This window comes from Sphingomonas sp., assembly GCF_031372575.1.
In the GTDB taxonomy this organism is placed as follows: Bacteria; Pseudomonadota; Alphaproteobacteria; order Sphingomonadales; family Sphingomonadaceae; genus Sphingomicrobium.
In genome coordinates this window covers 1-25237 of sequence record NZ_JANMLM010000024.1, presented here as the reverse complement: position 1 = coordinate 25237, position 25237 = coordinate 1, and the positions used below count along the sequence as shown (strand labels likewise).

The 25237-nt window shown below is 64.7% G+C and carries 28 protein-coding genes and 1 pseudogene; 17 read left to right on the top strand and 12 right to left on the bottom strand.

The window, feature by feature from the left end; translation table 11 throughout:
* From RMN73_RS01940 to rsmA, 3 genes and pseudogenes are all read left to right on the top strand, one after another.
* Window positions 1–287 (top strand): annotated as a pseudogene (locus RMN73_RS01940) (peptidylprolyl isomerase); the annotation flags it as partial.
* Between the two features lie 24 nt (window positions 288–311).
* Window positions 312–1304, top strand: coding sequence for a 4-hydroxythreonine-4-phosphate dehydrogenase PdxA (gene pdxA, locus RMN73_RS01935; RefSeq protein ID WP_309601635.1), 993 nt, complete (start codon window positions 312–314; stop codon window positions 1302–1304).
* Window positions 1301–2122 carry a 16S rRNA (adenine(1518)-N(6)/adenine(1519)-N(6))-dimethyltransferase RsmA gene (gene rsmA, locus RMN73_RS01930; protein WP_309601634.1) on the top strand — a complete coding sequence of 274 codons (822 nt, stop codon included), beginning with the start codon at window positions 1301–1303 and terminating at the stop codon, window positions 2120–2122. The genes pdxA and rsmA overlap by 4 nt, the downstream gene beginning before the upstream one ends.
* Here the strand turns inward: rsmA and RMN73_RS01925 are convergent.
* Genes RMN73_RS01925 through RMN73_RS01905 form a run of 5 tightly spaced genes read right to left on the bottom strand, consistent with a single transcriptional unit; the run spans window position 2119 to window position 7153 of the window.
* Window positions 2119–2619, bottom strand: a complete 501-nt coding sequence (locus RMN73_RS01925; protein ID WP_309601633.1) for a tetratricopeptide repeat protein — start codon at window positions 2617–2619, stop codon at window positions 2119–2121. The genes rsmA and RMN73_RS01925 overlap by 4 nt on opposite strands.
* A 29-nt stretch (window positions 2620–2648) precedes the next feature.
* Window positions 2649–3827, bottom strand: coding sequence for an RsmB/NOP family class I SAM-dependent RNA methyltransferase (locus RMN73_RS01920; protein ID WP_309601632.1), 1179 nt, complete (start codon window positions 3825–3827; stop codon window positions 2649–2651).
* Between the two features lie 3 nt (window positions 3828–3830).
* A complete protein-coding gene (gene guaB / locus RMN73_RS01915; protein ID WP_309601631.1) occupies window positions 3831–5309 on the bottom strand; it encodes an IMP dehydrogenase in 1479 nt (492 codons plus the stop codon).
* Window positions 5310–5354: 45 nt separating this feature from the next.
* Window positions 5355–6380: a M28 family peptidase gene (locus RMN73_RS01910; protein WP_309601630.1), complete on the bottom strand. Its 1026-nt coding sequence runs from the start codon at window positions 6378–6380 to the stop codon at window positions 5355–5357.
* Window positions 6377–7153, bottom strand: coding sequence for a CoA ester lyase (locus RMN73_RS01905; RefSeq protein WP_309601629.1), 777 nt, complete (start codon window positions 7151–7153; stop codon window positions 6377–6379). The genes RMN73_RS01910 and RMN73_RS01905 overlap by 4 nt, the downstream gene beginning before the upstream one ends.
* Before the next feature lie 63 nt (window positions 7154–7216).
* Here RMN73_RS01905 and RMN73_RS01900 point away from each other — a divergent pair, with 63 nt between their 5' ends.
* From RMN73_RS01900 to RMN73_RS01890, 3 genes are read left to right on the top strand one after another with little or no spacing between them, the layout of a single operon-like run.
* The gene (locus RMN73_RS01900; protein ID WP_309601628.1) at window positions 7217–8173 is read left to right on the top strand and encodes an SPFH domain-containing protein; all 957 of its coding nucleotides are present in this window, start codon (window positions 7217–7219) and stop codon (window positions 8171–8173) included.
* Window positions 8173–8634 (top strand): NfeD family protein, encoded by a 462-nt coding sequence (locus tag RMN73_RS01895; protein WP_309601627.1) that lies wholly within the window; start codon window positions 8173–8175, stop codon window positions 8632–8634. Before RMN73_RS01900 ends, RMN73_RS01895 begins: the two co-directional genes overlap by 1 nt.
* A gap of 12 nt (window positions 8635–8646) precedes the next feature.
* The gene (locus RMN73_RS01890; protein ID WP_309601626.1) at window positions 8647–10509 is read left to right on the top strand and encodes a DUF885 domain-containing protein; all 1863 of its coding nucleotides are present in this window, start codon (window positions 8647–8649) and stop codon (window positions 10507–10509) included.
* Here RMN73_RS01890 and RMN73_RS01885 read toward each other — a convergent pair.
* Together RMN73_RS01885 and RMN73_RS01880 are read right to left on the bottom strand one after the other, a co-directional pair.
* Window positions 10506–10952 carry a hypothetical protein gene (locus RMN73_RS01885; RefSeq protein ID WP_309601625.1) on the bottom strand — a complete coding sequence of 149 codons (447 nt, stop codon included), beginning with the start codon at window positions 10950–10952 and terminating at the stop codon, window positions 10506–10508. The two genes, RMN73_RS01890 and RMN73_RS01885, sit on opposite strands and share 4 nt — an antisense overlap.
* 41 nt (window positions 10953–10993) lie before the next feature.
* Window positions 10994–12601 carry a phosphoenolpyruvate carboxykinase gene (locus RMN73_RS01880; RefSeq protein WP_309601624.1) on the bottom strand — a complete coding sequence of 536 codons (1608 nt, stop codon included), beginning with the start codon at window positions 12599–12601 and terminating at the stop codon, window positions 10994–10996.
* A gap of 174 nt (window positions 12602–12775) precedes the next feature.
* On the opposite strand from RMN73_RS01880, the gene RMN73_RS01875 reads away from it, so the two are divergent.
* Genes RMN73_RS01875 through RMN73_RS01840 form a run of 8 tightly spaced genes read left to right on the top strand, consistent with a single transcriptional unit; the run spans window position 12776 to window position 18676 of the window.
* Window positions 12776–13498, top strand: coding sequence for a response regulator transcription factor (locus RMN73_RS01875; protein ID WP_309601623.1), 723 nt, complete (start codon window positions 12776–12778; stop codon window positions 13496–13498).
* Window positions 13467–15044 (top strand): ATP-binding protein, encoded by a 1578-nt coding sequence (locus RMN73_RS01870; protein ID WP_309601622.1) that lies wholly within the window; start codon window positions 13467–13469, stop codon window positions 15042–15044. Before RMN73_RS01875 ends, RMN73_RS01870 begins: the two co-directional genes overlap by 32 nt.
* Window positions 15041–15466 carry an aldolase gene (locus tag RMN73_RS01865; RefSeq protein WP_309601621.1) on the top strand — a complete coding sequence of 142 codons (426 nt, stop codon included), beginning with the start codon at window positions 15041–15043 and terminating at the stop codon, window positions 15464–15466. Before RMN73_RS01870 ends, RMN73_RS01865 begins: the two co-directional genes overlap by 4 nt.
* Entirely contained in the window at window positions 15463–16377 is a 915-nt protein-coding gene (gene rapZ, locus RMN73_RS01860; protein ID WP_309601620.1) for an RNase adapter RapZ, read from the top strand. Before RMN73_RS01865 ends, rapZ begins: the two co-directional genes overlap by 4 nt.
* Window positions 16378–16785 carry a PTS sugar transporter subunit IIA gene (locus tag RMN73_RS01855; protein ID WP_309601619.1) on the top strand — a complete coding sequence of 136 codons (408 nt, stop codon included), beginning with the start codon at window positions 16378–16380 and terminating at the stop codon, window positions 16783–16785.
* Window positions 16782–17054, top strand: coding sequence for an HPr family phosphocarrier protein (locus RMN73_RS01850; protein WP_309601618.1), 273 nt, complete (start codon window positions 16782–16784; stop codon window positions 17052–17054). Before RMN73_RS01855 ends, RMN73_RS01850 begins: the two co-directional genes overlap by 4 nt.
* A 3-nt stretch (window positions 17055–17057) precedes the next feature.
* On the top strand, window positions 17058–17861 hold the full coding sequence (locus RMN73_RS01845; protein ID WP_309601617.1) for an RNA methyltransferase: 804 nt from the start codon (window positions 17058–17060) through the stop codon (window positions 17859–17861).
* A 23-nt stretch (window positions 17862–17884) separates the two neighbouring features.
* Window positions 17885–18676 carry an META domain-containing protein gene (locus RMN73_RS01840; protein WP_309601616.1) on the top strand — a complete coding sequence of 264 codons (792 nt, stop codon included), beginning with the start codon at window positions 17885–17887 and terminating at the stop codon, window positions 18674–18676.
* Here the strand turns inward: RMN73_RS01840 and rmuC are convergent.
* Complete coding sequence (gene rmuC / locus RMN73_RS01835) at window positions 18673–20001, bottom strand: DNA recombination protein RmuC (RefSeq protein WP_309601615.1); 1329 nt, start codon at window positions 19999–20001, stop codon at window positions 18673–18675. The two genes, RMN73_RS01840 and rmuC, sit on opposite strands and share 4 nt — an antisense overlap.
* Before the next feature lie 105 nt (window positions 20002–20106).
* Between rmuC and RMN73_RS01830 the strand changes: the two genes are divergently transcribed.
* On the top strand, window positions 20107–20493 hold the full coding sequence (locus RMN73_RS01830; RefSeq protein WP_309601614.1) for a four-helix bundle copper-binding protein: 387 nt from the start codon (window positions 20107–20109) through the stop codon (window positions 20491–20493).
* Here RMN73_RS01830 and def read toward each other — a convergent pair.
* Both def and recR read right to left on the bottom strand, forming a co-directional pair.
* A complete protein-coding gene (gene def / locus RMN73_RS01825) occupies window positions 20490–21038 on the bottom strand; it encodes a peptide deformylase (protein WP_309601613.1) in 549 nt (182 codons plus the stop codon). The two genes, RMN73_RS01830 and def, sit on opposite strands and share 4 nt — an antisense overlap.
* A gap of 31 nt (window positions 21039–21069) precedes the next feature.
* Window positions 21070–21666: a recombination mediator RecR gene (gene recR, locus RMN73_RS01820; RefSeq protein WP_309601612.1), complete on the bottom strand. Its 597-nt coding sequence runs from the start codon at window positions 21664–21666 to the stop codon at window positions 21070–21072.
* Window positions 21667–21722: 56 nt separating this feature from the next.
* On the opposite strand from recR, the gene fmt reads away from it, so the two are divergent.
* Window positions 21723–22628, top strand: a complete 906-nt coding sequence (gene fmt, locus RMN73_RS01815; protein ID WP_309601611.1) for a methionyl-tRNA formyltransferase — start codon at window positions 21723–21725, stop codon at window positions 22626–22628.
* Window positions 22625–23365: a tRNA pseudouridine(38-40) synthase TruA gene (gene truA, locus RMN73_RS01810; RefSeq protein WP_309601610.1), complete on the top strand. Its 741-nt coding sequence runs from the start codon at window positions 22625–22627 to the stop codon at window positions 23363–23365. The genes fmt and truA overlap by 4 nt, the downstream gene beginning before the upstream one ends.
* Here truA and RMN73_RS01805 read toward each other — a convergent pair.
* Window positions 23362–24591: a pyridoxal-dependent decarboxylase, exosortase A system-associated gene (locus tag RMN73_RS01805; RefSeq protein ID WP_309601609.1), complete on the bottom strand. Its 1230-nt coding sequence runs from the start codon at window positions 24589–24591 to the stop codon at window positions 23362–23364. The two genes, truA and RMN73_RS01805, sit on opposite strands and share 4 nt — an antisense overlap.
* Window positions 24591–25237: AMP-binding enzyme (locus tag RMN73_RS01800; protein WP_309601608.1), on the bottom strand; the 647-nt coding region annotated here is incomplete at its 5' end. The genes RMN73_RS01805 and RMN73_RS01800, both read right to left, overlap by 1 nt.

Below are 25237 nucleotides of genomic sequence, written 5' to 3'. Positions count from 1 at the left end.
CCGAATTCCGTGCCGAGGTCGTCCAGTCAGACGGGGTCAAGCTCAAGGAGCTACCCGACGCGCTGCAGACGATGATGCTGCCGATGCAGGTCGGCCAGGCAACCCGTCCGTTCGGCTCGTTCGAAGAAGGTGTCCGAGTGCTGGTGATCTGCGGCCGCGATGAAGTCACGCCGGGCCTGCCGAGCTATGAGCAGGTGCGTGACCAGATGAACGAGGAGCGGGTCAATATTCGTGCCCGCCGTTATCTGCGCGATCTTCGTCGGGATGCGATCATCGACTTTCGCTAGGATCGGCGGCTAAGGCAGCCAGCAATGGCTTCCGCGCTCCCCCCGCTTGCAGTTTCGCTTGGCGACCCCGCTGGGATCGGTCCCGAAGTGGTCGCCAAATGCTGGGATAATCGCGCCGCGTTCGGCCTGCCGCCGTTCGTCGCAGTCGGCGATGCGCGCAGCCTGGAACTGGTGTGGGACGGCCCGATCGAGCAGATCGACGATCTTCACGATGCCGATGCGGCCTTCGATGTGGGCCTGCCCTTGCTCCACATTCCGTGCAGCGAAATCCATCGCCTTGGCTACCCGAGCATAATCGGGGCGCATTGTTCGCTCGATTCGCTCGAGCTTGCGGTCGGGCTGGCCCGCTCTGGTTCGGCCGGCGCGGTCGTGACCGGCCCGGTGTCGAAGCAACAGCTGTACGCGATCGGTTTCGCCCACCCCGGCCAGACCGAATTCGTCGCCGAGCGTTGCGGCATTTCGCCCGCCAATGTGGCGATGATGCTCGCCGGGCCGACGCTTCGCACCGTCCCCGTCACCACCCACGTCCCGTTCGCCAACGTCGCCGGCCTGCTCAGCAGCGCGATGATCGAATCGCGCGGCCGGGTCACGTTGCGCGGTCTGCAGCGCAATTTCGGGATTGCCGAGCCGAGGCTCGCGGTGGCCGCGCTCAACCCCCATGCGGGCGAAGGCGGCGCGTTGGGGCGTGAGGATATCGACATCATCCAGCCGGCGATCGACGCGCTCCGTGCCGAGGGATGGGACGTCACCGGGCCAATGCCCGCCGATACCATGTTCCACACCGCCGCCCGGTCGCGCTACGACGCCGCTTTGTGCATGTACCATGACCAGGCCCTGATTCCGCTCAAGGCGCTGCATTTCGAGGAAGGCGTCAACGTCACCTTGGGGCTGCCGATCGTCCGCACCGCGCCCGATCATGGCACCGCCTTCGATATCGCCGGTCAGGACATTGCCGATCCACGCGCGATGGCCGCCGCGATTCGCCTCGCTGCGTCGAGCGCCGCGCTCCGGCGGTGAGCGACGCGCCCGAACCCCTACGCGACGTCATCGCCCGCCACGGACTGCAAGCGTCGAAGGCGCTCGGCCAGAATTTCATCCTCGACCGGCAATTGCTCGCGCGGATTGCCGCCATCCCCGGCCCGCTCGACGGCGCGACGGTCTACGAGGTCGGCCCCGGTCCCGGCGGGCTGACCCGCGCCTTGCTCGACACGGGTGCCAAGGTCACTGCCGTCGAGCGCGACCGCCGTTGCTTGCCCGCGCTGGCCGAACTCGACAGCGCTTTTCCCGGCAAGCTCACCCTCATCGAAGGCGACGCACTCGCAATCGATGAACCCGCCACGCTCGGCCAAGGCGTGCATGTCGTTGCCAATTTGCCGTACAATGTCGGCACCGCGCTGCTGCTGCGCTGGCTCGGCGGCGAGGCATGGCCGCCATGGTGGGCATCACTCTCCCTCATGTTCCAGCGCGAAGTCGCCGAGCGGATCGTCGCCAAGCCCGGAAGCGACCATTACGGCCGCCTGGCAGTGGCGTCGCAATGGCGATCAAGCGCGTCAATCTCGATGCTGGTTCACCGCTCATCGTTCGTCCCGCCGCCCAAGGTAATGAGCGCAGTCGTCCACTTGCGCCCCGCGCCAATGCCGCCGGGGGTGTCGCATGCCGTGCTTGAAAAGGTCACCGCCGCAGCGTTCGGCCAGCGCCGCAAGATGCTCCGTCAAAGCCTCAAGGGCATGCCCGGTGCGCTCGACGCGCTTGCAACGTTGAATATCGACCCCTCTCGCCGCGCCGAAACGCTCAGCGTCGAGGATTTCGTCGAGGTCGCTCGCCGACTAACTTAATTGGTCTTGGTCTTGGCCTTTTCCGCCGGCTTGGCCGCCGCCATCGTTGGCCCGCGCGCAATCGCCGCACTCAGCGTCGTTGCCTCGGGGCACGCTCCGGCGCAGACCGTCTGGAGCTTGGCGAGCACTTCCTTGGCCCGGCCCGCAGCGCCGATTTCGACCATCGCCTGACCCTGCACGGCCAGCGCGCTGCGGTCAGTCGGCTCGAGGCTGAGCGCCTTGTTGGTGAAGCGGATCGCCTGGCCGTATAATTTCTGCTTGGCCGCCACCCGCGCCATTGCGACGAACGCGGCACGGTTGCGCGGATCGACCGCAAGCGCGGTTTCGAACGCATCGTCGGCCTCGGCATAGCGGCCAGCGGCAGCACTCGCCTCGCCTTGTTTGACCAACGCGACCGACTTGGGTGTCAGCTGATCGTCGGGGCGCTGGCTTACGCCCGGAACAGCCAACGACGATGCGGCTAGGCCGAACACCAGTACAAGCGGGGACAGACGCATCAAATTCTCCAATCGATCACCATGCGGTCCTAGCATGACCTCTTTAGCCGCGCGACGAAAAAGCCGTCGGTCCGGTCGCTGCCCGGGGTGAGCAATCGCCCGCCGCCATCGACCCGACCGAAATCTTCGCCAAATCCGTCGGGCATCGTGTGCACCGCCCAAGATGAATGCCGCCCTAAGAAATCGGCAATCTGACCCGCGCCCTCCCGCCCGAGGATCGAGCAGACGGCGTAAACCAGGCTCCCGCCCGGCCTGACTAGCGGCACGGCGAGATCGAGCAGATGCGCTTGCAACGCCACCACTTTGTCGAGCCCGTCGGGCGACAGCCGCCAGCGCCCTTCCGGGTTGCGCCGCCAGGTGCCGGTGCCTGAGCAGGGGGCGTCGACCAGAACGATATCCGCCTGATCGCGCAAGTCGTCGAGCATTTCCGCCTCGCGCCCGCCGTCGAGCAAGCGGACGTCGATCGTCGCCCCGGCCCGTGCCGCGCGCGGTGCCAGCTTGGACAGCCGTCCGCGGTTGGTGTCACAGGCGATGATGTCCGCTTCGGGTGCGGCAGCAGCAAGCGCGAGTGCCTTGCCGCCAGCGCCGGCGCACAGATCGATGATATTGACCGCGCCCGTCGCACCGCACGCCAGCGCGATCAGCTGGCTGCCCTCGTCCTGGACCTCGACTAACCCGCCGAGCATTGCCTCATGCTGTTCGATCTGGCTGTCGGCGGGGAGCCGCAATCCCCACGGGCTTAGCCGAGTCGGCTCGGCACCGTCGAATGCGGCAAGTAGCGAATCGCGGTCGGCTTTGGCGACATTGACGCGCAGGTCGAGCGGCGCGCGCTCGAGCAATGCCGGCCACTCGTCCGCGCCGACCAACGGCGACAATTCGCCTTCGATCCAGCCCGGGATCAGTCGCTCGCCAGCCGCGACCTCGCCGTCGCCAACCGCCGCCGGGGCATGCCCGCCAGCGCCGAACAGCGCCGCCGCGTCGTCGAGCCCGAGCATTGCTGCCCGTCCATCAACGGGCCGCTCGCCCGAGCGCCGGATCGCGCGATAGACCAGTTCGCGAACCGCGCGCCGGTCGCCCGATCCCGCATACCGCCGGGTCTTGAAATAATTGGAGACGACAACATCCGCCGGTGGGCCATCATCGCGCGCGGCGGCGATGACAATGTCTAGAATCTCGACGGCGGCCTGGACTCGGGCGGCGGGTATCATCGCCTAACGAGTCGGATAATTGGGGGCTTCCCGAGTGATCGCGACGTCATGGACATGGCTTTCACTAAGCCCGGCATTGGTAATCCGAACGAACCGCGCCCGATCCTGCAAGTCGGCTATCGTGGCGGCGCCGGTATAGCCCATTGCGGCTTTCACCCCGCCAACCAATTGGTGGATGATGTCGCGCACCGGGCCCTTGATCGGCACCTGGCCTTCAATGCCCTCAGGCACCAATTTCAATTGATCCTTGATGTCCTGCTGGAAATAACGATCGGCCGATCCGCGCGCCATTGCGCCGACGCTGCCCATGCCACGGTACGATTTGTACGCCCTGCCCTGATACAGGAAGGTCTCGCCCGGCGCTTCCTCGGTCCCGGCGAGCAAAGAGCCGACCATTACCGTCGACGCGCCGGCGGCAAGCGCCTTGGCGATATCGCCCGAGGTGCGAATGCCGCCATCGGCGATCACCGGCACGCCGGCCTTTTTCGCCGCCGCTGCCGCATCCATGATGGCCGACAATTGGGGAACACCGACGCCAGCAACGATTCGCGTGGTGCAGATCGATCCTGGCCCGATCCCGACCTTGATCGCGTCAGCCCCGGCCCCGGCCAATGCTGCCGCCGCCTCGCCAGTGGCGACATTGCCGGCAATGATCTGGGCGTTGTTGCTGACCTTCTTGAGCCGCTCGACCGCAGCCGAAACGGCGGTGTTGTGGCCGTGCGCGGTGTCGATCACGATGCAGTCGCAGCCCGCATCGATCAGCGCCTGCGAGCGTTCGAACCCGGCATCGCCGACGGTGGTCGCGGCCGCCACCCGAAGCCGGCCCTGCTCGTCCTTGGTGGCAAGCGGTGAGGCGACCGATTTCTCGATATCCTTGACCGTGATCAGCCCGACAATGTGGTCGGCCTTGTCGACCACCAGCAATTTCTCGATCCTCCGTTGATGCAGGATCCGGCGCGCGTCTTCGGAACTGGTTCCCGGCGCGACCTTGGCGAGGTTTTCGCTGGTCATCAGCTCGCGGACTTTTTGCGCCGGATGCTCGGCAAAGCGGACGTCGCGGTTGGTGACGATCCCGACCAATTTGCCATTGGCCTCGACCACCGGGATGCCACTGATCCGGTTAGCTCGCATCAACTCAAGCGCCTCGGCCAAGGTCTGGTCGGGGCCCATGGTGATCGGGTTGACCACCATCCCGCTCTCGAACCGTTTGACCACGCGCACCGCGGCAACCTGCGCCTCGATGTCGAGATTGCGGTGCAGCACCCCGATCCCGCCGAGATGCGCCATCGCGATCGCCATGTCGGCTTCGGTCACCGTGTCCATCGCCGATGACAGCATCGGGATGTTGAGCGGGATGCCTTTGGTCAGGAAGCTGCGGGTGTCGGCCTGGCTCGGAAGCACCGAGCTTTCGCGCGGCTGCAGGAGCACGTCGTCGAAGGTCAGCCCCAATGGGATGTCAGCGATGGAGTTGTTATCGGCCATGCGCACCTTTGGCAGCATGCGAGCGATTCGCCAAGGGGGCGGGTCTCAGCGCCCGCTGAAGTTGCGACTCGCGGCGCGCCGAACGAGCTCGACGTGAAGGTTGGCATCGTCGGTCGCCCCGCCAAGATCGGTCGAGGCGCGAAGCTCGTCGTTCGGCTGGTGATAATCGGATTTGAGGAACGCGTTGAGCAGCTTGAGGTCGCTGAAACTTCCCCCCGCCATGACCATCGGCACCCCGCGCTCGGCTAGCACCCAGCCATCCTGTCGGCGCAGGAAGCTGTCGGCCTGATGATCGCCATCCCACCCGCGCCCCATCGCTGCCGCAGCCAGCCGGACCAACGGCTCGAGCCTGGCGTGCGGCGGCGCAACCATCGCCACGCGGGCGCCCGCCGGTGCAATCGCGATTGTGTCGAGATTAAACCCCGCGACGATGCTGGCCAGCGGCAATGGTGGCTTGTCGGCGAAGGCCCGGGCACCGAGCAGCCCCCATTCTTCGCCCCCGGTGGCGACGAACCACACGTCGCGGTCGAGCCCCATATTTGCCACCTGCCCCGCCACCGCGACCAGCGCCGCGACCCCGCTGGCATTGTCGATCGCCCCGTTGCAGACTTTGTCGGCGGCGTGCGGGGCGCAAATCCCGAGATGATCCCAATGCGCCATCAGCAACACCGCGCGCCCGTCGGGATGTCGCCCGCGCACCAATCCGATCACATTGTGACTGGTGAAATTGCCGAGTCGCTGGATGTGCGCGGTGAACTCCTCCTGCGCTGACGGAGCGGCAGGATGGAGCGGGACTGGCTTTACCGGCCGGGCGATAATGGCGAACGGGTCGAGATAAGGCAGCGGCCCGCGCGCGCCATTGCTCAGCCCCGCCGAGCGAAATCGTTCGGCAAGATAGGCGATCGTCCTTGCCTCGCCAGGCGTCCCCGCCATTCGCCCTTCGAACGAATCGCTGGCCAGCACGGAGATCGTCTTCCGGATCGCGGCTTCGGTGATGGCCGGCTGAACGGGCGGTGGGACAGTTGCACAGCCCGCCAGCAACACGGCTGCCGCGAAAGCGGAAAACCTCATCGCGCCGCCAGCAACCGACGCGCCGCCGCGACATGCATGTCCTCGATCATCGCGCCTTCGAACCGCTCGGCCCCGCCGCTCGCCGCCGCAACCAGCCGCAGCGCCCGCGCAAGCTCCGCATCGCTCGGCGCAAACGCTGCCTGGCACGGCAGGATCTGGTCGGGATGGATCAGCGACTTGCCGTCGAACCCCAATGCCCGGCTGTCGGCACATTCGCGCGCCAGGCCATCGGGATCATCGAGCCGGTTGAAGACGCCGTCGAACACCGCGACCCTCGCAGCGCGCGCCGCGACCACTGCCGACTGGAGCGCAAATCCCATCGATCCGCGATCGATCGCCGGCAGTCTCAGGCTTGCAGAAAGATCGTTGGTGCCGACAATCAATGCACTGACCGTGTGCGCAATAGCAGGTGCAGCAAGCACCCCCGCCGCTGTCTCGATCATCGCCGCGACGGGCTTGCCGGTGATTGCCAGCGGCTGATCGACCATCGGCACGATGATCAGGTCGCAGTTCGACGCCAGCACCGCCGCAAGATCGGCATCATGCTCGACCGTCCCAACGCCATTGATCCGGATCGCGACAGGCATTGCCCACGGCTCGGCCACGGCCGCGACTGCCGCCGCGCGTGCCGCCGCTTTGTCCTCCGCCTTCACCGCATCCTCAAGGTCGAGCACCGTAATGTCAGCCCCCGAGTCGCGCGCCTTGGCAATCGCCCGCGAATTGCTCGCTGGTAGAAAAAGCAGCGCCGGCCTGGCGAACAGGTCGAGTGTCATGTTGATTTTCCTTCACGAAACGCGTGGCGCCTTGCATCATGGCGGGGACCAAAGGGGAAAACCATGGAGATCTTTCTAATCGGACTGGCCGTCATCGCGCTTTTGATCGCGATGATGAGCGTCAAAATTGTCCACCAGGGCTATCGGTACACCATTGAGCGGTTCGGCAAATTCACCCGCGTCGCCGAGCCGGGACTGAATTTGGTGACTCCGTTCATCTATCGCGTCGGCCGCAAAATCAACATGATGGAACAAGTGCTCGACATTCCGGGGCAGGAGATCATCACCAAGGACAATGCGATGGTCGCGGTCGACGGGGTGGTGTTCTTCCAGGTGCTCGACGCGGCCAAGGCGGCCTATGAAGTGAGCGATCTCTACACCGCGATCATGGCGCTCTCGACGACCAACTTGCGCACCGTGATGGGCTCGATGGACCTCGACGAGACGTTGTCCAAGCGTGACGAGATCAACGCCCGGTTGCTCAACGTGGTCGATCACGCCACCGAGAGCTGGGGGGTCAAGATCACCCGCGTCGAACTGAAGGACATTCGCCCGCCAGCGGATATCGTCAACGCCATGACCCGCCAGATGAAGGCCGAGCGCGAAAAACGTGCCTCGATCCTCGAGAGCGAAGGCATGCGCCAGTCCGAAATCCTCCGCGCCGAGGGCGAAAAGCAGGCGCGGATCTTGCAGGCCGAGGGAATGAAGGAAGCGGCCTTCCGCGACGCCGAAGCGCGCGAGCGCGCTGCCCAGGCCGAGGCCAATGCGACCAAGTCGGTGAGCGACGCGATCGAAGGCGGCAGCGTCCAGGCAATCAATTATTTCATCGCCCAAAAATATGTCGAAGCGATCGGGATGTTCGCGACGTCCCCCAATGCCAAGACGATCCTGTTCCCGGTCGAGGCGACTCAACTGATGGGCACGCTCGGCGGGATTGGCGCGCTGGCGCGTGAAGCGATCGGCAAGGACCTCGCCGAGGGTATCGTTCCCTCGGTGCCACGCGTCGAGAGGAAAGACTGATGTTCGACCTTCACCCCGGCTGGATGTGGGCGATCGGCGGCCTGGTGCTGCTTATCGCTGAGATTGTAGCGCCGGGCTTCTTCCTCGTCTTCCTTGGCGTTGCAGCGATCGCCACCGGGCTGTTCACCTTGCTGTTCGACCTCGGCCTCGCGCCGCAGCTCGTGCTGTTCGTGATCTATACCGCGCTGGCGCTGATGATCGGCAAGCGCTGGTATGCCGAGCCCGACCACGCCGACCAGTCGATCAAGCTCAACGACCCGAGCAAGCGGATGATCGGCAAGATCGTCACCGTGGTCGATCCGGTCGACGATAATGGCGGGCGGGTCAAAGTTGGCGACGGCGAATGGACCGCACGCGGCGGGCCGGCCGCAGCGGGCGAGAAAGTCCGTATCATCGAGGTCGACGGCAATAGCCTGAGCGTCGTCCGGACCACGCCACTGGCGATCGAAACAGACGCTTAAGCGGAGACTAAGATGACATCCTTCGAGATTAGCCGCCGCGAGGCAATGATCACGCTGAGCGCCGGCGCCGCCGGGGTAGCCCTGGGCGGCTGCAGCGTTACGCCGCGCGTGGCCACGGCCGGCCCCCTCCCCGTCGCCAGCGCGATGAGCGAGGCCGATGGCGCTGCCTTGCTAACCTCGTTCGGCGACAATCTGATCGGGCTATATCCGGAAGGCGCGACCAGCCTCGCGATCGACATCGGCCAGCGCGCGCCGCTGCGCCGCTTGCTCACCGACCGCAGCGCGTCCGGCCAGGCCCGTATCGCCGCAACCATCCGCGCCGATCTCGCTCGCGCCAGCGCAACCGATACCAACGCCATGAACTTCGCCACCGCGACCAGCATCGAAGTGGTCAAATCGGCTTACACGACCGCGCTCGAAGGCTTTGCCTTTCCCTATGGCGACGTCGCGGTCGGGGGGTATCGTAACAGCCCCTATGTCGTGATCCAGAATGTCGGCGCGTTCATCGACGTGCCGCGCTTTCTCGACACCGATCATCCGGTCAAGAACGCCAGCGACGCCGAAGCCTATCTGGCGCGGCTGTCGAGCTATGGCGACCAGCTCGATGGCGAAACCGGTCGGCTCCGCTCGGCCACTGCGCAAGGCGTCATACCGCCTGCGTTCGCGCTCGACCGCGCACTGAAACAGCTCGGCGTCAGCCTTGATGGCGCAAGCAAGGGTGGCGGACTCGTCGACAGCCTGACTGCCCGGACAAAAGACATTCCTGGCGACTGGAGTGGCCGCGCACGGTCGATCGTGGCGCAGCAGGTCGTTCCCGCGCTGACGAGCCAGATCGCCGAGCTCACCGCCCAGCGCGCCCGCGCCGGGACCAACGCCGGGGTCTGGGCACTGCCCGACGGCGACGATTATTATCGCTGGGCGCTAAAGGCCTCGACCACCACGAATATGTCCCCCGACGAGGTCCACCAGATGGGCCTCGACCAGCTTGCCGAGCTGCAGGGACGGATGGATCCGATCCTGCGCTCGCTCGGCTACACGGCGGGCAGCGTCGGGGAGCGGATGAAGGCGCTCGCCACAGACAAGCGTTATCAGTTCAGCGAGGGCGACACGGGCCGCGCCGAAATTTTCGCGTTCATCAACCAGCGCCTGGCACTCATCCGCGCCCAAATGCCCCGCGCGTTCAACACGTTGGTGCCGGGCAACCTTGAAGTCAAACGCATGCCGCCCGAGGAAGAACCCGGCGCACCCGGTGCCTATGGCGGTGCTGGCTCACCCGACGGCACGATTCCCGGCAAATTCTGGATCAACCTGCGCGAAACCAGCCTGCACTCCCGCTACAGCCTGCCCGACCTCGCCGCGCACGAGGCGATCCCGGGTCACGTGTGGCAGGGCGAATATGCCAACACATTGCCGCTCATCCGCACCTTGCTGGCGTTCAATGCTTATTCCGAAGGCTGGGGTCTTTATGCCGAGCAACTGGTCGACGAGCTTGGCGTCTATGACGATTTCATCGTCGGGCGCTTGGGTTATCTCCAGAGTCTGGCCTTCCGCGCGTGCCGGCTGGTGGTCGACACCGGCCTCCACGCCAAGCGCTGGACGCGCGCTCAATCGGTGCAATTCTTCGTCGAGCGCAACGGCTCCAACCCGCTCGAAGTCGCCAATGAAGTCGACCGATACTGCACTTGGCCGGGTCAGGCCTGCGGCTACAAGGTCGGCCACAGCGAGATCTTGCGCCAGCGCGATCTGGCGAAGGCCGCGCTCGGAACACGCTACGATTTGCGGGCGTTTGATGACACGGTGGTCAAGGGCGGCAACGTCCCGCTCGACGTGCTCGGCAAGAATGTCGCCGCTTATGTGCGGGGGTCGAGGGTCTAGGGCAGCCGCTCAAGGTCGGGATCGACCCAGGCACGACGCGCTTCAACGCTCATTAGCCGCTCCTTAGACCAGAAGCACAAAGGCCAGTCGCGCTTTCCCATCGGCGAATTGAGCAAGGCGTTGACGAGTTCGTGGAGCGGCGCAGCGCGATTGGTGCCGGCGAGGAACAAGCGAACGCCGTGCAGATAAGCGCGGGTGATCGTGTCGTGATAGCCCTGCGTGTCATCGTTCACACCACCGACGCTTTCATTATAGGCGCGGATCATGTCGGGGAGAGCGGCATCAAGATCGATTTCGGGATAGCGCAGCGTTAGATAAATCGTGGTCGCGAGATGCGCTTCGTGGGTCCATTCGGTCTTGAGCAGGGTGCGCGCGAGGAACCCCTCGCCCACATGGGCAATGGCTTCCTCGTCAGCGAAATGGCGAACTACGTAATCGGTCATCGAACGGGACTTTCACAAGGCCCGCGCAATGGTCGGGCAAGTCAGGCGGTGGCTTCGGCTTTCGGCCCGGCTTGTCGAACGCCCTCTTCAACATGATCGGCGAAGCCGGTGAAGTTGGCGACGAACAGGTCGACCAATTTCGCGGCCGTGGTGTCGTACGCGTCTTGGTCGGCCCAGGTCGAACGCGGGTCGAGGATGCTGGTGTCGACGCCCGGTACCGCGACCGGCACTTCGAACCCGAAGTTGGGATCCTTGCGGAACTCGACATTGTTGAGCGACCCGTCGAGCGCGGCATTGAGCAAGGCGCGGGTTTCCTTGATCGGCATGCGCTTGCCGGTGCCATATTTGCCGCCGGTCCAGCCGGTGTTGACCAGCCAGCACTGCGCCCCACCGCGTGCGATTCGTCCCTTCAGGAGATTGCCATATACGCTGGGATGACGCGGCATGAACGCAGCCCCGAAGCAGGTCGAAAAGGTCGCTTCCGGCTCAGTCACGCCGATTTCCGTGCCGGCGACCTTGGCGGTGTAGCCCGACAGAAAATAGTACATCGCCTGGTCGGCGGTCAGTCGCGCGATCGGAGGCAGCACGCCGAACGCATCGGCGGTGAGCATGATGACGTTCGACGGCGCGGGACCGAGATTCTGTTTCGACACGTTGGGAATGAATTCGATCGGATAGGCACCGCGCGTATTTTCGGTCTTGCTGGCGTCGGTGAAGTCGAGCTCGCGGGTCACTTCGTCCATCGCGACATTCTCGAGGATCGTGCCGAACATCCGCGTGGTGGCATAGATTTCCGGCTCGCCCTCGGCGGACAAGTTGATCATCTTGGCGTAGCAGCCGCCTTCGAAGTTGAACACCGCCTGGTCAGACCAGCCATGCTCATCGTCGCCGATCAGCGTGCGGCTGGCATCGGCCGACAGCGTCGTCTTGCCGGTGCCCGACAGGCCGAAGAAGATCGCGCTTTTGCCGTCGGCACCGATATTGGCCGAGCAATGCATCGGCATCACGCCCTGCGCGGGCAGCAGGAAATTCAGCAGACCGAACACGCCCTTCTTCATCTCACCCGAATATTCGGTGTTCCCGATCAGGATCAACTTGTCGGTGAAGTTGACTGCGATCACCGTGTCGCTGCGGCAGCCGTGCCGCACCGGGTCGGCCTTGAAGCTGGGCAAGTTGACGATCGTATATTCGGGAACGAAGTCGACCAGCTCCGCCGCCGCCGGGCGGACAAGCAAGGTCCGGATGAACAGATTGTGCCACGCCATCTGGTTGATGACCCGCACGTTGACGCGATATTCCGGCTGCGACCCGCCAAACAGGTCGGCGACATAGAGCTCCTGCTGCTCGGCCAGCGCAGCCGTGAAGTCAGCCTTCAAATTGGCCCAATGCTCGCTCGACATCGGCTGATTGATCGGGCCCCAGTTGATGGTGCCTTCGGTGGCCGCATCGCGGACGATATATTTGTCCTTCACGCTGCGTCCGGTGAATTTGCCGGTATCCACCAGCAGCGCGCCGTGGGCAGTGAGTTTGCCTTCGCCGCGCTCGATCGCCTTTTCGACCAACGGGCCAGTGGTGAGGTTCCAGTGGACTGCGGCAGGCACATTGAACCCCTGGGCCTCGAGGCCATGCGCCGGCTTGCGCTCGCTCACTCACTATCTCCTTGGTCTGAAACGGCAAATCCTCTTTCGAGAAGTCGCCTTTGAAATATTGAAGCGGCCTATACAGAGCGGCCACAGGGCGGTCAAAGTTGTGAGCGCTCCCAATTTGCCTCCCTTGTGCGCTCTGCCCCCGCTGGCTATCGCTTCGCCGGGCAAGGAGCGGTGATGAGCCACGTGATCGCGCTCGTCGACGACGATCGCAACATCCTGACCTCGGTGTCGATCGCGCTTCAGGCCGAGGGTTTCGGCACGCGGGTCTATTCCGACGGGGCAACCGCGCTCAAGGCCTTTGGCGACAATCCACCCGACCTAGCGGTGCTCGACATCAAGATGCCGCAGATGGACGGGATGGAATTGCTCCGCCGGGTGCGCGAGGTCGGCGGACCGCTCGGCGCGATGCCGGTGATCTTCCTCACCTCGAAGGATGATGAGCTCGACGAGGCGCTGGGCCTCGCCATGGGGGCCGACGATTATATCGCCAAGCCATTCAGCCAGCGGCTGCTGATCGCCAGGGTCCGCGCGATCCTGCGTCGCCGCGACCTCGAGCGCGGGCAGGCCTTGCAGGGCAATGACCAACCGGAAGACGAATTGGTCATTCGGGGTCGGCTGGTGATGGACCCGCCGCGCCACAAGGTCCGGTGGGATGACAAGGACGTTGTCCTGACCGTCACCGAATTCATGATCCTCGACGCGCTGGCCCAGCGCCCGGGGGTGGTCAAATCGCGCAACCAATTGCTCGATATCGCCTATCAGGACGACGTCTATGTCGACGATCGCACGATCGACAGTCACATCAAGCGCATCCGCCGCAAGTTCCGTGCGGTCGATGGCGAATTTGATGGTATCGAGACCCTCTATGGCGTCGGCTACCGCTTCGGAGAAGAATGACGAGTCCGATCTCGCCCTGAGCTGGTCGGGGCGGTGGACTCTCACGCACCGCATTCTTGCGGTGAACATCCTCACGCTCGCCATCATTGCCCTGTCGGTGATCACCCTCGACGCCTATCGCAACCAATTGCAGGACGAGCGGCAGGCGCGGATCCTCGAGCAGGCCCGGCTGACCGCAATCGCCATCGGCCGATCGCCGGTCGCCGCCGACGCCGATTTGCTCCGCTCGATCGGCCGCGAGAGCCGCTCGCGCCTGCGCATTTTTGATCGGGCCGGGACCAAGATCGAGGATAGCTGGGCGGCGGCACCTAAGACCTATGCCCTGCGCGACCCGGCGACCGAGGCGTGGCGAAAAGGCGTGGCCCGATCGCTCGACCGCGGGTTCAATATCCTGGTCGGCGCTAGAACCCCCGAGGACTTTATCGAGCCACAGGTCGACATCGCCGGCGAGTGGCCCGAGGTTGGCGAGGCTCGAGCGAAGGGCAAGGCGGCGGTCACGGTTCGGCAGGCGCCTGACCTGACGCCGGTATTCTCCGCCGTCGCACCGCTCGCTGATGATTCCACACTGTTGGTCACCGCCAATGATCGCGACTTTACGCGCACGGTGCGAAGCCAGCGGGGAACATTGGCCATTGCGCTTGGTGTCGCGGCCTTGCTGTCGGTGCTGCTGTCGTTGTTCCTGGCGCGGACGATCGTTCGTCCACTGCGGCGAATTGCCATTGCCGCGCACCGCGTCCGCCTCGGCCGGGCGCGCGAGGTGCGCGTTCCCCGCCTGCCCTCGCGCCGCGACGAGATTGGCCTGCTCGCACGATCAGTCAGCGATATGAGCCAGTCGCTGCGAATGCGGATCGATAATATCGAGGCGTTTGCCGCCGACGTTACGCACGAGCTTAAGAACCCCCTCGCCTCGCTGCGCAGTGCGGTCGACGGCCTCGACCGGATCGACGACCCCGCCCTGCGCAAACAATTGCTCGACGTGGTGCGCCAGGACGTCCTTCGCCTTGACCGTCTGATCGGCGACGTCAGTGAGGCCGCGCGAACCGATGCCGAACTTGCCCGGGCGCGGTTCGAGCCGGTCGATTTGGGGCCGTTGATCGAACAAATCGTCTTGGGCTGGGAGCAGCGCCGCGAAACCGGGACGGTACGACTGGCCTTTGCGCGGCCGCGGCGGGCGAGCACGTTCGTGCTTGGCGAGCCGGGGCGACTGGCCCGCGCAATCGACAATATCATCGACAATGCGATCAGTTTCTCGCCACCCGAAGGCCTGGTCGAGATTGCCGCAATCCATGTCGGCGACCGGATCCTGATCCGGATCGATGACGAAGGGCCGGGCGTCCCCGACGATCTTCGCGAGGCGATCTTCAACCGGTTTCATTCGGTCCGACCGGCGAGCGAAAGTTTCGGCCGCCATTCGGGGCTCGGCCTCGCCATCGCACGCGCCATCGTCGAGGGGCATGACGGCGAGATCGATGTCGCCGACCGCGACGATGCGCCATCGGGGGCGCGGTTCACGATCAACCTGCCCGCTGCGGCGGACGTCGAATGAGCCAGCGCCTGTCATCCGAAATGGTCCACGCCACCACCGTCGCCAAGGATGGCCGGGGAGTGGTGATTGCTGGTCGCTCGGGATCGGGCAAGTCGGACCTGGCATTGCGGCTGATCGATCGGGGGTTCGTGCTGGTGAGCGATGATCAGACCCTGATCAGCAAAGCCGATGGCAAGCCGATCGCGAGCGCGCCGGGGACGATCCGGGGGAAGATTGAAGTGCGGGGAATCGGCATCGTTGAGGTAGATCATGCGGATCGCGCGGCGGTGTGCTTGTGGGTGACATTGACCAATGAAGTCAAACGCTTGCCTGAGGGTGAAAGCCACATAATTTTGGGCGTGGCAGTGCCGGAGATCAGCCTTGACGCGATGACCGCGTCGGCCCCGATCAAGATTGAGCTGGCACTTGGAATGATCGCATGACGGGCCAGCCGCGCCTGCTGCTTGTCACCGGCATGTCGGGCGCGGGCAAATCGACCGTGCTCGATGCGCTGGAGGATATGGGCTGGGATTGCGTCGACAATTTGCCCGTCGCGTTGCTGGCCGATTTTATCCACGGCGAGCGCAAGACCGGCCAGCTTGTGCCTGCGGCGGTCGGGATGGACTCGCGCAGCCGCGGCTTCGACGCTAATCGCTTGCCCGATATCGTCCGCGCGATTGAGGGGGTCACCCCCGAAATCCTGTATCTCGACTGCTCTGACGTCGAACTCAGCCGCCGCTATAATGCGACTCGCCGTCGCCACCCACTCGCCCGCGACCGCACCGCCGAAGATGGAATTGCCCGCGACCGGCGGGTCACAGCGGCACTGCGCCAAACTGCCGACTCGGTCCTCGACACCACCGATTTGACCCCCGCCGAGCTGCGCGACGAATTGCGCATCCGCTATGGCGAGGATCGCGACCATCCGGTGATCACGGTGACGTCATTCGGTTATTCGCGCGGCATGTCGCGGACGGCCGACCTGGTGTTCGACATGCGTTTCGTCCCCAATCCGCACTGGATCGACGCGCTTCGCCCGCTGACCGGTACCGATAAGGCGGTGCAGGACTATTGCGCCGCCGATCCCGGCTGGGCGCAATCGATGGCGACGATAGAATCGCTTCTATCCGACCTCATTCCCCGCTATTGGGCCGCCGGCAAAAGCTATCTGACGGTGGCGTTCGGCTGCACTGGCGGGCGTCATCGATCGGTGGCGGCGGCGCTCGAAATGGCGGAGCGGTTGCGCGTTGCGGGATTTCCGGCGAATATCCGCCACCGTGACTTGTCATCCCAACCGAGCGATAGCGTGGAAGACACCCGCCCCGACGGGACGGCAAGCGAACCAGGTGAGTAAATGATCGGATTAGTGTTGGTGACCCACGGCCGCCTGGCGGCGGAGTTCATCACGGCCCTGCAGCATGTCGTCGGCCCGCAAGAAGCGGTCGAGGGGATTTGCATCGAGGCCGACGACGATATGGAAGCACGGCGCAAGGATATTGCCGACGCAATCACGCGGGTCAGCGATGGCACCGGCGTGATCATCCTGACCGACTTGTTTGGTGGCACCCCGTCCAACCTTGCCATCAGCCTGATGAAGAGCAGCGACATCGAGGTTATCGCCGGGGTCAATTTGCCGATGCTGATCCGCCTTGAGGGCGCGCGCAAGGTGATGGGGGTGCAAGCCGCCGTCGCCGCGGCGCGCGAAGCGGGGCGCAAATATATCAGCGTCGCATCCGAAATTCTCGGGGAAGCTGCGGCTTGAACGCGCTCAGCCGCACCGTCCGGATGACCAACAAGCGCGGGCTTCACGCCCGGGCGAGTGCCAAATTCGTCAACCTCGCCGCCGGACTGCCGTCCGCAATCGAGGTCGAGAAGGATGGTAACAAGGTGTGCGGTACATCGATCATGGGGCTGATGATGCTCGGCGCGGCGATGGGCGATGACGTCACGCTGCATGTCTCGGGCGACGGTGCCGAAGATTCGCTCGAGCAATTGTCCAAGCTGATCGAAGAGCGGTTCGGCGAGGACTGAGCCTTGCCGCGCGAAATCCACAGCTTCGCCAACGATACCGTCAAGCGGATCCGGTCCTTACGTGACAAGAAAGAGCGCAAGGCCGAGGGCAAGTTCCTCGCCGAGGGGCTGCGCATCCTGACCGAAGCGCGTGACAGCGGCGTCCTGCCGATGGTGATCGCTTATGCGCCCGCTGGGGGCGTTCATCCGCTCGCCGCCGAAATCATCGCCGCAGCCGAGGCCAAGGGCGCAGACGTGATCGAGACCACGCCCGACATCCTGGCCAAGATGAGCGGCAAAGATAATCCGCAGGCGATCCTGGGGGTTTATAATCAACCGCCGACCGAACTTTCCGCGATCGACCGGGGGACCGCGCCGTTATGGCTGGTGGCGCAGGCGCTGCGCGATCCGGGCAACCTTGGCACGATGCTGCGCACCGGCGACGCGGTTGGTGCGGGCGGGCTGATCCTGATCGACGATTGCGCCGACCCCTTCTCGGTCGAGGCGGTCCGTGCGTCGATGGGCGCGATCTTCACGCAAAAGGTCGCCACCGCACGGTGGGAGGATTTCGTCACCTGGCTTCGTAGCGAACCTGGGCAATTGGTCGGTACCAGCCTGAATACACAGGTAAATTACCTCGATGCCACTTACGACCAGCCGTGCTTCCTGCTGGTCGGCAACGAGAGCCAGGGACTTCCCGCCATGTACGAAGCGGAGTGCGACTGCCTCGTCAAAATCCCGATGGCCGGCCGCGCCGACAGCCTCAACGCGGCGATCGCGGCGGCGGTGATGGCCTATCAGGTGAAAGCAAGTTGGCGGAACCGCTGAGCGCGTTGGCGGGTTGTTCCGGTATGAGAATGATATTGGGCCTTGTGCCGCTCGCTTTGGGTCTCGCTGCTTGCCAGACTTATCCTGCCGATCCTTACGGCAATCAGGGCTATCCTGAGCCCTATCCCGCACCTTACCCCGGCCCGCCCGTCAATCAGGGCGATTATCGCGCGGTCGGGACCGAGCCGTTCTGGGACCTGACGATTGGCCGCGACATGCGCTTTACCGATCGCGGCAATAATGTCTCGGTGGTCGAGCCGACTCCGCCGGTGCGCAACGGCGTTGCTGGCGAGATTTACCAGGGACGGCGGATCAACGTGAACGTCGTGCATACGCGGTGTAGCGACGGGATGAGCGATCGCACTTATCGCGACACCGTCCAGGTGTCGGTCGACGGGCGCCAGTATAAGGGTTGCGGCGCGCCGGCGGCGTTCTTCACCACCGTCGACGAGCGGGGCAATCCGCAAATCATCGCGCCGCAAGCCGGGCCCGAGACAACGCTTGAGCGGACCCGCTGGCGGGTGGCCCGGATCAATGGCCGACCCGTGCCGCGCCAAGGCGACTATCATCTCGATTTCGACAGCGGGCGGATTGCGGCCAAGTTCGGCTGCAACACAATCGGCGGGACGTATAGCCAGACCGGCAGTACGCTCGATGCAGGCGCGTTGGTTGCGACGAAAATGGCTTGTTCGAACATGCGCTTCGAAACCGACGCCAGCGCGATCCTCGACCAGTTGATTACGGTGCAGGTCGTCGGGCGCAACCGCCTGTTGCTGACGAGCAGTGCGGGCTCGATCGACCTGGTGCGGCGCTAGGCCGCGGCGTCGTCTTCGTTCGAGGCGGCGGGCGGGGTCAACTTGGTCAGCGGCCTCGGGCTGGCTTCGACCATCGGTGGGACAGGCAATTCCTTCGCGCTGCCCGCGCCCAAGGTCTCGAACCTGCGGGCTTGAGTGAACACCTGGCTTTCGAAGCTGCCGACCATCTGATTATAGGCGCTATTGGCGGTCGAGAGGTTCTTGCCGACACGCTCCATATGTTGCGCCATGGTCGCAAGACGCGAGTGCAACTCCTTACCCAGGCTTGCGATTTCATCCGCCGCCTCCGTTAATTTCTCCTGCTTCCAGACGCTTGCCACGGTGCGCGCGATGGCGACGAGATTGGTTGGCGTGGCAAGCAATACCTTGCGCTCGAAAGCCCATTCCCACAGCCCTTCGTCCTGTTCGAGCGCGGCGGTGAGGAAATGCTCGCCGGGAATATACATCACGACATAATCCGCCGAATCGCCGAACTGCGCCCAATAGGCCTTGGACCCCAATTGCTGGGCGTGGGTACGAATCGAGGCGACGTGCGCCAGCATGTGCGCCTTGCGGCGATCGTCATCGACCTCCTCCGATGCGTCGAGGAAAGCGTTCAATGAGCATTTTGCGTCGATCACGAGCTTGCGGCCACCGGGCAGGTTGACGATCACGTCGGGGCGGAGGCGTCCGTCCTCAGTATCGACCGACACTTCGGTGCGGAAATCGGCGTGCGGGCTTAGCCCCGCCTGCTCGAGCACGTTTTTGAGGCTCTGCTCGCCCCACCGGCCACGCGCTTTGGGCGATGAGCGCAAAGCGTTGACCAAGCTGCGGGTTTCGTCGCGCACCCGGCCCTGCCCTTCGCGGACCTGCTCGACCACCGCCTTCAACCCGGCATAATGATCGATGCGTTCTTTCTCGACCCGCTGCAGCCCTTCCTCGTAGCGCTTGAGCGTGGTCTCGACCGGGGCGAGCAACTCCTTGAGCTTGGTCTCGCTCGCCTTGTCGGCGGCGGTGAAGCGCTCGCCCGCTTTGTCGAGGAAATCCTTGTGGGCCTTTTCGAGCAATTGGTCGCCGATGGTGCGGAACTGCGCGACCAGGGCATCCTTGGATTGCTTGAGATCGTCCATGCGCTGGTCGAAATTGCGCGCGTCGGCCTCAAGCGTGGCGCGGGCGCGGATCGCCTCGTCGCGCTCGCCAGTAACGGCATCGAGCAGTTTCTGGAGCTGCTCGGCGCGGGCCGCGCGTTCGGTCGCGGCCCCCGCGCCGCGCGAGCCAAGCAGCCAACCGAGAGCCGTGCCTAGCGCAAGCGCGACGATCGCGACGATGATCAGGGTCGAATCCAACGCGATATCCTTCAGAAGAACGAAATGTGAACTTAGCGCCGCGCGGGCGCTTGCTCAAGTGGAACATCCGGCCCAGACTGCGGACCACGCTTCCGAGGAGAATTTATGTCCATTCGCAAGATGATTTCGCTCCACCCCAAGGCCAGCGGCAACCGGGCACTAGGCGATGCGGTGCATCATTTGATGTATTGCGCGAAGATGTGTGCCAGCTGCGCCGACGCGAGCATGGCGGAATCGGGGCACGACATGACGCAGTGCATCCGGCTGGCCCAGGATTGCTCGGACATTTGCGAGGCGACTGCGCGGCTTGGCCTGCGGCAGACGGGCGACGACCAGCCGATGCTGCGCGAATTGCTCGAGCTGTGCGCGCGGATGTGCGATGCTTGCGCGGCGGAGTGCGAGAAGCATGCCATGGAGCATTGCAAATTGTGCGCGCAGATTTGTCGCGAATGTGCCGAGGATTGCCGGAAAGCGGCGGCGAGTTTGAGCTAGAAGGCGATCGCGCCGCGCTCGCGGCGGGCCTTGGCAAGTTTCTTCAGGACCATGTCGCGCTTCAATTTCGACAAATGGTCGATGAACAGCACGCCTTCGAGATGATCCATCTCATGCTGGAGGCAGATGGCGAGGAGGCCGTCGAGTTCCTGATCGTGACGCTTGCCATGCTCGTCCATCCAGGTCGCGCGAATATGGTCGGGGCGCATCACTTCGGCATATTGATCGGGTACCGACAGGCAGCCCTCGGTGTAGGGGACTTCGCTGTCGGAGTGGCTCTCGATCACCGGGTTGATGAACACCCGCGGCTGGCGGATCGGCGGACTATCCTCATCATCGGGATCGGACGGTTCCTGCAGGTCCATGACCAATAGTCGCCGGGGCACGCCGACCTGGACCGCGGCAAGGCCGATCCCCGGTGCGTCGTACATCGTTTCGAACATGTCGGCGATCAGGACGCGCAATTCATCGTCGATCGCCTCGACCGGAGTCGAGATCTGGCGGAGCATGGGATCGGGAGCTTCATAGATGCGAAGTAAGGGCATGGGAGCGATTTAGGCTTTCAGGTCAGCGGGTTCAAGCGACGGGGCGGCGGGCGCGCAAGGCCTGCGCCAAAGTCCCCTCGTCGAGATAATCGAGTTCGCCACCGACCGGCAGGCCGTGGGCGAGCTGGGTCAGGCGGATGGGGAATTTGTCGAGCCGCTCGGCGAGGTAGTGCGCGGTGGTCTGGCCTTCGAGCGTGGCATTCATCGCAAGCACAACCTCGTCGATGCCGCCGGCGGTGACGCGGGCGACCAGCTTGTCGATGCCGAGATCCTCTGGGCGGACGCCTTCGAGCGCCGACAGGCGGCCGCCAAGTACATGATAGCGGCCGGGGAACAGCCGGCTGCGATCAAGCGCCCACAGATCGGCGACTTCCTCGACCACGCACAGGCTCTTGTCGTCGCGGCGCGGATCGATGCAGATCGCGCACGGATTGCGGGTGTCGAGATTGCCGCAGGTCGAGCAGGTCGAGAGGTTGTCAGCGACCGACTGCAATGCGGCGAGCAAGGGTTCGAGCGCGCCTTCGCGCTTTTTCATCAGGTGCAGCACCGCGCGCCGCGCCGAGCGTGGGCCAAGCCCGGGAAGCCGGGCCAGCGCCTGGGTCAGCGCGTCAATCTGGTGCGAAGCCATAACGGCGAGACATAGGATGCTTGGCGGGGGGCGCAAGCCACGGCATAGCGCTGGCCATGCGGATAATCTTCATGGGGTCACCGGACTTTGCAGTGCCGACGCTGGATGCGTTGGTAGCGGCGGGGCATGAGGTAGTTGCGGCTTATTGCCAGCCGCCGCGAGCCGCCGGGCGGGGCAAGGCGTTGCGGCCGACGGCGATTCAGGTTCGAGCGGAAACCTTGGGGATCCCGGTGCGGTCGCCGACGACGCTGAGGACAGCCGAGGCCCAGACGGAATTTGCAGCGTTCGATGCCGACGTCGGGGTAGTTGCGGCCTACGGGCTGATCCTGCCGCAGCCGGTGCTCGACCTGCCGGTGTTCGGGTGCCTGAACGTCCACGGGTCGCTGCTGCCGCGATGGCGCGGGGCGGCACCTGTCCAGCGCGCAATCATGGCGGGGGATGAAGTCACGGGCGTGACGATCATGCAGATGGAGGCGGGGCTGGATACCGGACCGATGCTGCTGAAGCGTGAGGTGAGGATTGATCGAAAGGGCGCTGGCCAACTTACGCAAGAGATTGCAGAAACTGGAGCAGCAGCGGTGGTGGAGGTGCTCAGCAAGCTGGGATCGTTGCCGCTCGTGCCGCAGCCTGACGAGGGCGTGACCTATGCGGCCAAGATATCGAAGGAGGAGGCGCGGATCGACTGGGCTCGGCCAGCGGGGGAGTTGGTGCGGCTGGTGCAGGGGTTGGCACCCTTCCCTGGTGCATGGTTCGAGTTTGACGGCGAGCGGATTAAGGTTTTGGCAGCGGAGTCGGTCAGTGTTTCAGGGATGTCCGGCAGCGTGATTGATGACCGGCTGTTGATTGGGTGCGGAAACGGCGCGCTTCGACCGGAGGTGGTGCAGCGGGCGGGCAAGGCACCGATGTCGCTTGACGCGTTGCTGCGCGGGTTTGCGGTGCCGGTCGGGACGCGATTGGCGTGACGCGTTGGAAGCTCATTGTCGAATATGATGGCGGGTCGTTTTTCGGCTGGCAGCGGCAGGTCGACGATCCGTCGGTCCAGGCGGCGATCGAGCGCGCGATCGATGCGATGACCGGCGAGGGCGTGACGGTGCATGGCGCGGGGCGGACCGATGCCGGGGTGCATGGGCTGGGGATGGCGGCGCATGTCGATATCGCCAAGGAGATCACCCCGCACCGGCTCCGCGAGGGGATCAATGCACTGATCCGACCCGACCCGGTGTCGATCCTGTCGGTCGAGCCGGTGCCCGATGATTTTCATGCGCGATTTTCGTGCGTTGGACGGCGTTACCTTTATCGAATCCTCAATCGGCGCGCGCCGCCGGCGGTCGATCGTGGGCGGGTGTGGCACATCTCCAAGGACATGGACGAAGCGGCCATGGCCGAGGCTGCGGCGCATCTGGTGGGGACGCATGATTTCACCACTTTTCGCTCGGCGCATTGCCAGTCGGCCAGCCCGATCAAGACGCTCGATACCCTGTCGGTGGTACGCGGAGGCGAGGAAATCCACATTCACGCGAGCGCGCGCAGTTTCCTGCATCACCAGATGCGGTCGATTACGGGGTGCCTTGGGCTGGTCGGGATCGGCAAATGGACGCCGCATGACATGCTGGTCGCGCTGGAGGCGAAGGATCGCGCCATGCTGGGGCTCAATGCGCCGTCCGAGGGGCTGTATTTCGTCGAGGCAAGTTACCCCTAGACCATCATTTCCCCGGCGGCGGTCTGACTGAGGAACGCCTGAGGGCTGGCGGTGAGGCCGTAGGCACCGGCGCAAAAGATCGCGATCAGGTCGCCCACGTCCGCGTGGGGGAGCTCGACCTGGTCGGCGAGCAGGTCGAGCGGAGTGCACAGGTTGCCGACCACGGTGACCGCTTCTTCGGCGGGCGCGCCATAACGGGTGGCAACCGCGACCGGGTAATTGCGGCGCAGCAGCTGGCCGAAATTGCCCGATGCGGCGAGCATGTGCTGGAGCCCGCCATCGGTGACCAGGAACGGCTGGCCGCGACTGTCCTTGCGGTCGGTGACGCGGGTCAGATAGACCCCGGCTTCGCCAACCAGCCAGCGGCCAAGTTCGAGCGTGAAGCGGCTGGCGCATAGCGGGCCGGGTACTTCAGCCAGCATGTCGCCCATCGCCTGGCCCATCGAGTAAAGATCGAGTGGGGCCTCGCCGGCGAAATAGGGAATCCCGAACCCGCCGCCAAGGTTGACCTCGCGCGGTTCGGCACCGGCGGCGTCAGCAATTTGCCCGGCGAGCGCGACGCTGGCCCCCTGCGCCTCGACGATCGCCGCCCAATCGAGACATTGCGAGCCGGGATAAAAGTGCAGTCCGCGCCAGTCGGCCCCGGCTTCGATCAGCCCGCGCACGACCTCGGCCGCCTGATCATGGTCAATTCCGAACGGCGACGCCGCGCCGCCCATTTTCATCCCCGCGCCCTTGAGCTGGAAGGGCGGGTTGACCCGCACCATTACCTTGGGCCGGGTGCCGAGCTTGCCGCCGATATCGAGGATGCGCGCGGCTTCGCTTGGGCTTTCGACGCTGATCGTGGCGTCTGATTGAATCGCGCGCTTGAGTTCGCGGTCGGTCTTGCCGGGGCCGGCGAAATTCAGCGGCAGGACGCAAGCCTCGACCGACTCCAGCGCTTCCAATTCGCCGATCGAGGCGATGTCGAAGCCGTCGACGAACCTGCAAATCCATTCGAGTAATGGCGGGTAAGGGTTTGCCTTCACAGCATAATGCAGGCCAAGACCGTCGGGGAGCGCGGCGCGAAACAGGGCTATCTTGGCGCCGATGAGGTTGTTGTCATAGACGAACAACGGTGTGCTTCCAGCTTTGGCGACCAAGGCGCGAGCGTCGCGGCCGCCGATCATCAGCGTGCCGTCGGCGCTTGCGTCGAAGCCTGCCGGAATTGCCCCCATCGCCTTCATCACGGCCCCTCCCCGTCGATTATCGCGCGCAATGCAGCGCGATCCACCTTGCAGTTGGGGCCTAGCGGGAAACGGTCGATCAGCACAATCCGCGACGGGCGCATGAAGGCGGGGAGCTCGGCGGCGAAGTGCGCGCGGAGACGGAATTCGGAGTCGGCGCCGGCGGGCACGGCGATCAGCGCGATCGATTGGCCTAGCTTGGGGTCCGGAAGGCCGAACACTGCGGCTTCGCTGACCGCGCCCGACGCAAGCGCGGCTTCCTCTATCTCGGTCGGGCTGATGCGGTTGCCGCTGGACTTGATCATCGCATCGTCCCGGCCGCGGAAGCGGAGCAGGCCATCGTCGCCGAGCACCATCGTGTCGCCCGACCATACCTCTCCGGTGCGGAAGCGCGCGGCAGTTCGCTCGGGGTCGTTCCAATAGCCTTTCGCAACGAGCGGGCCGGCGTGGACCAATTCGCCTTCCTCGCCTGGGGCGGCGGTGGAGCCGTCGGGCTTCGCGATGCGCAGCTTGGCGAAGGGGATGGCGGTGCCGACGCTGTCGGGGTGCGTGTCGACCAAGTCGGGGTCGAGGCTGGCCGAGCGGAAGGCTTCGGTCAGGCCGTACATCAGGTGGAGGTTCGCGTCGGGGAACAGGGTGCGAAGAC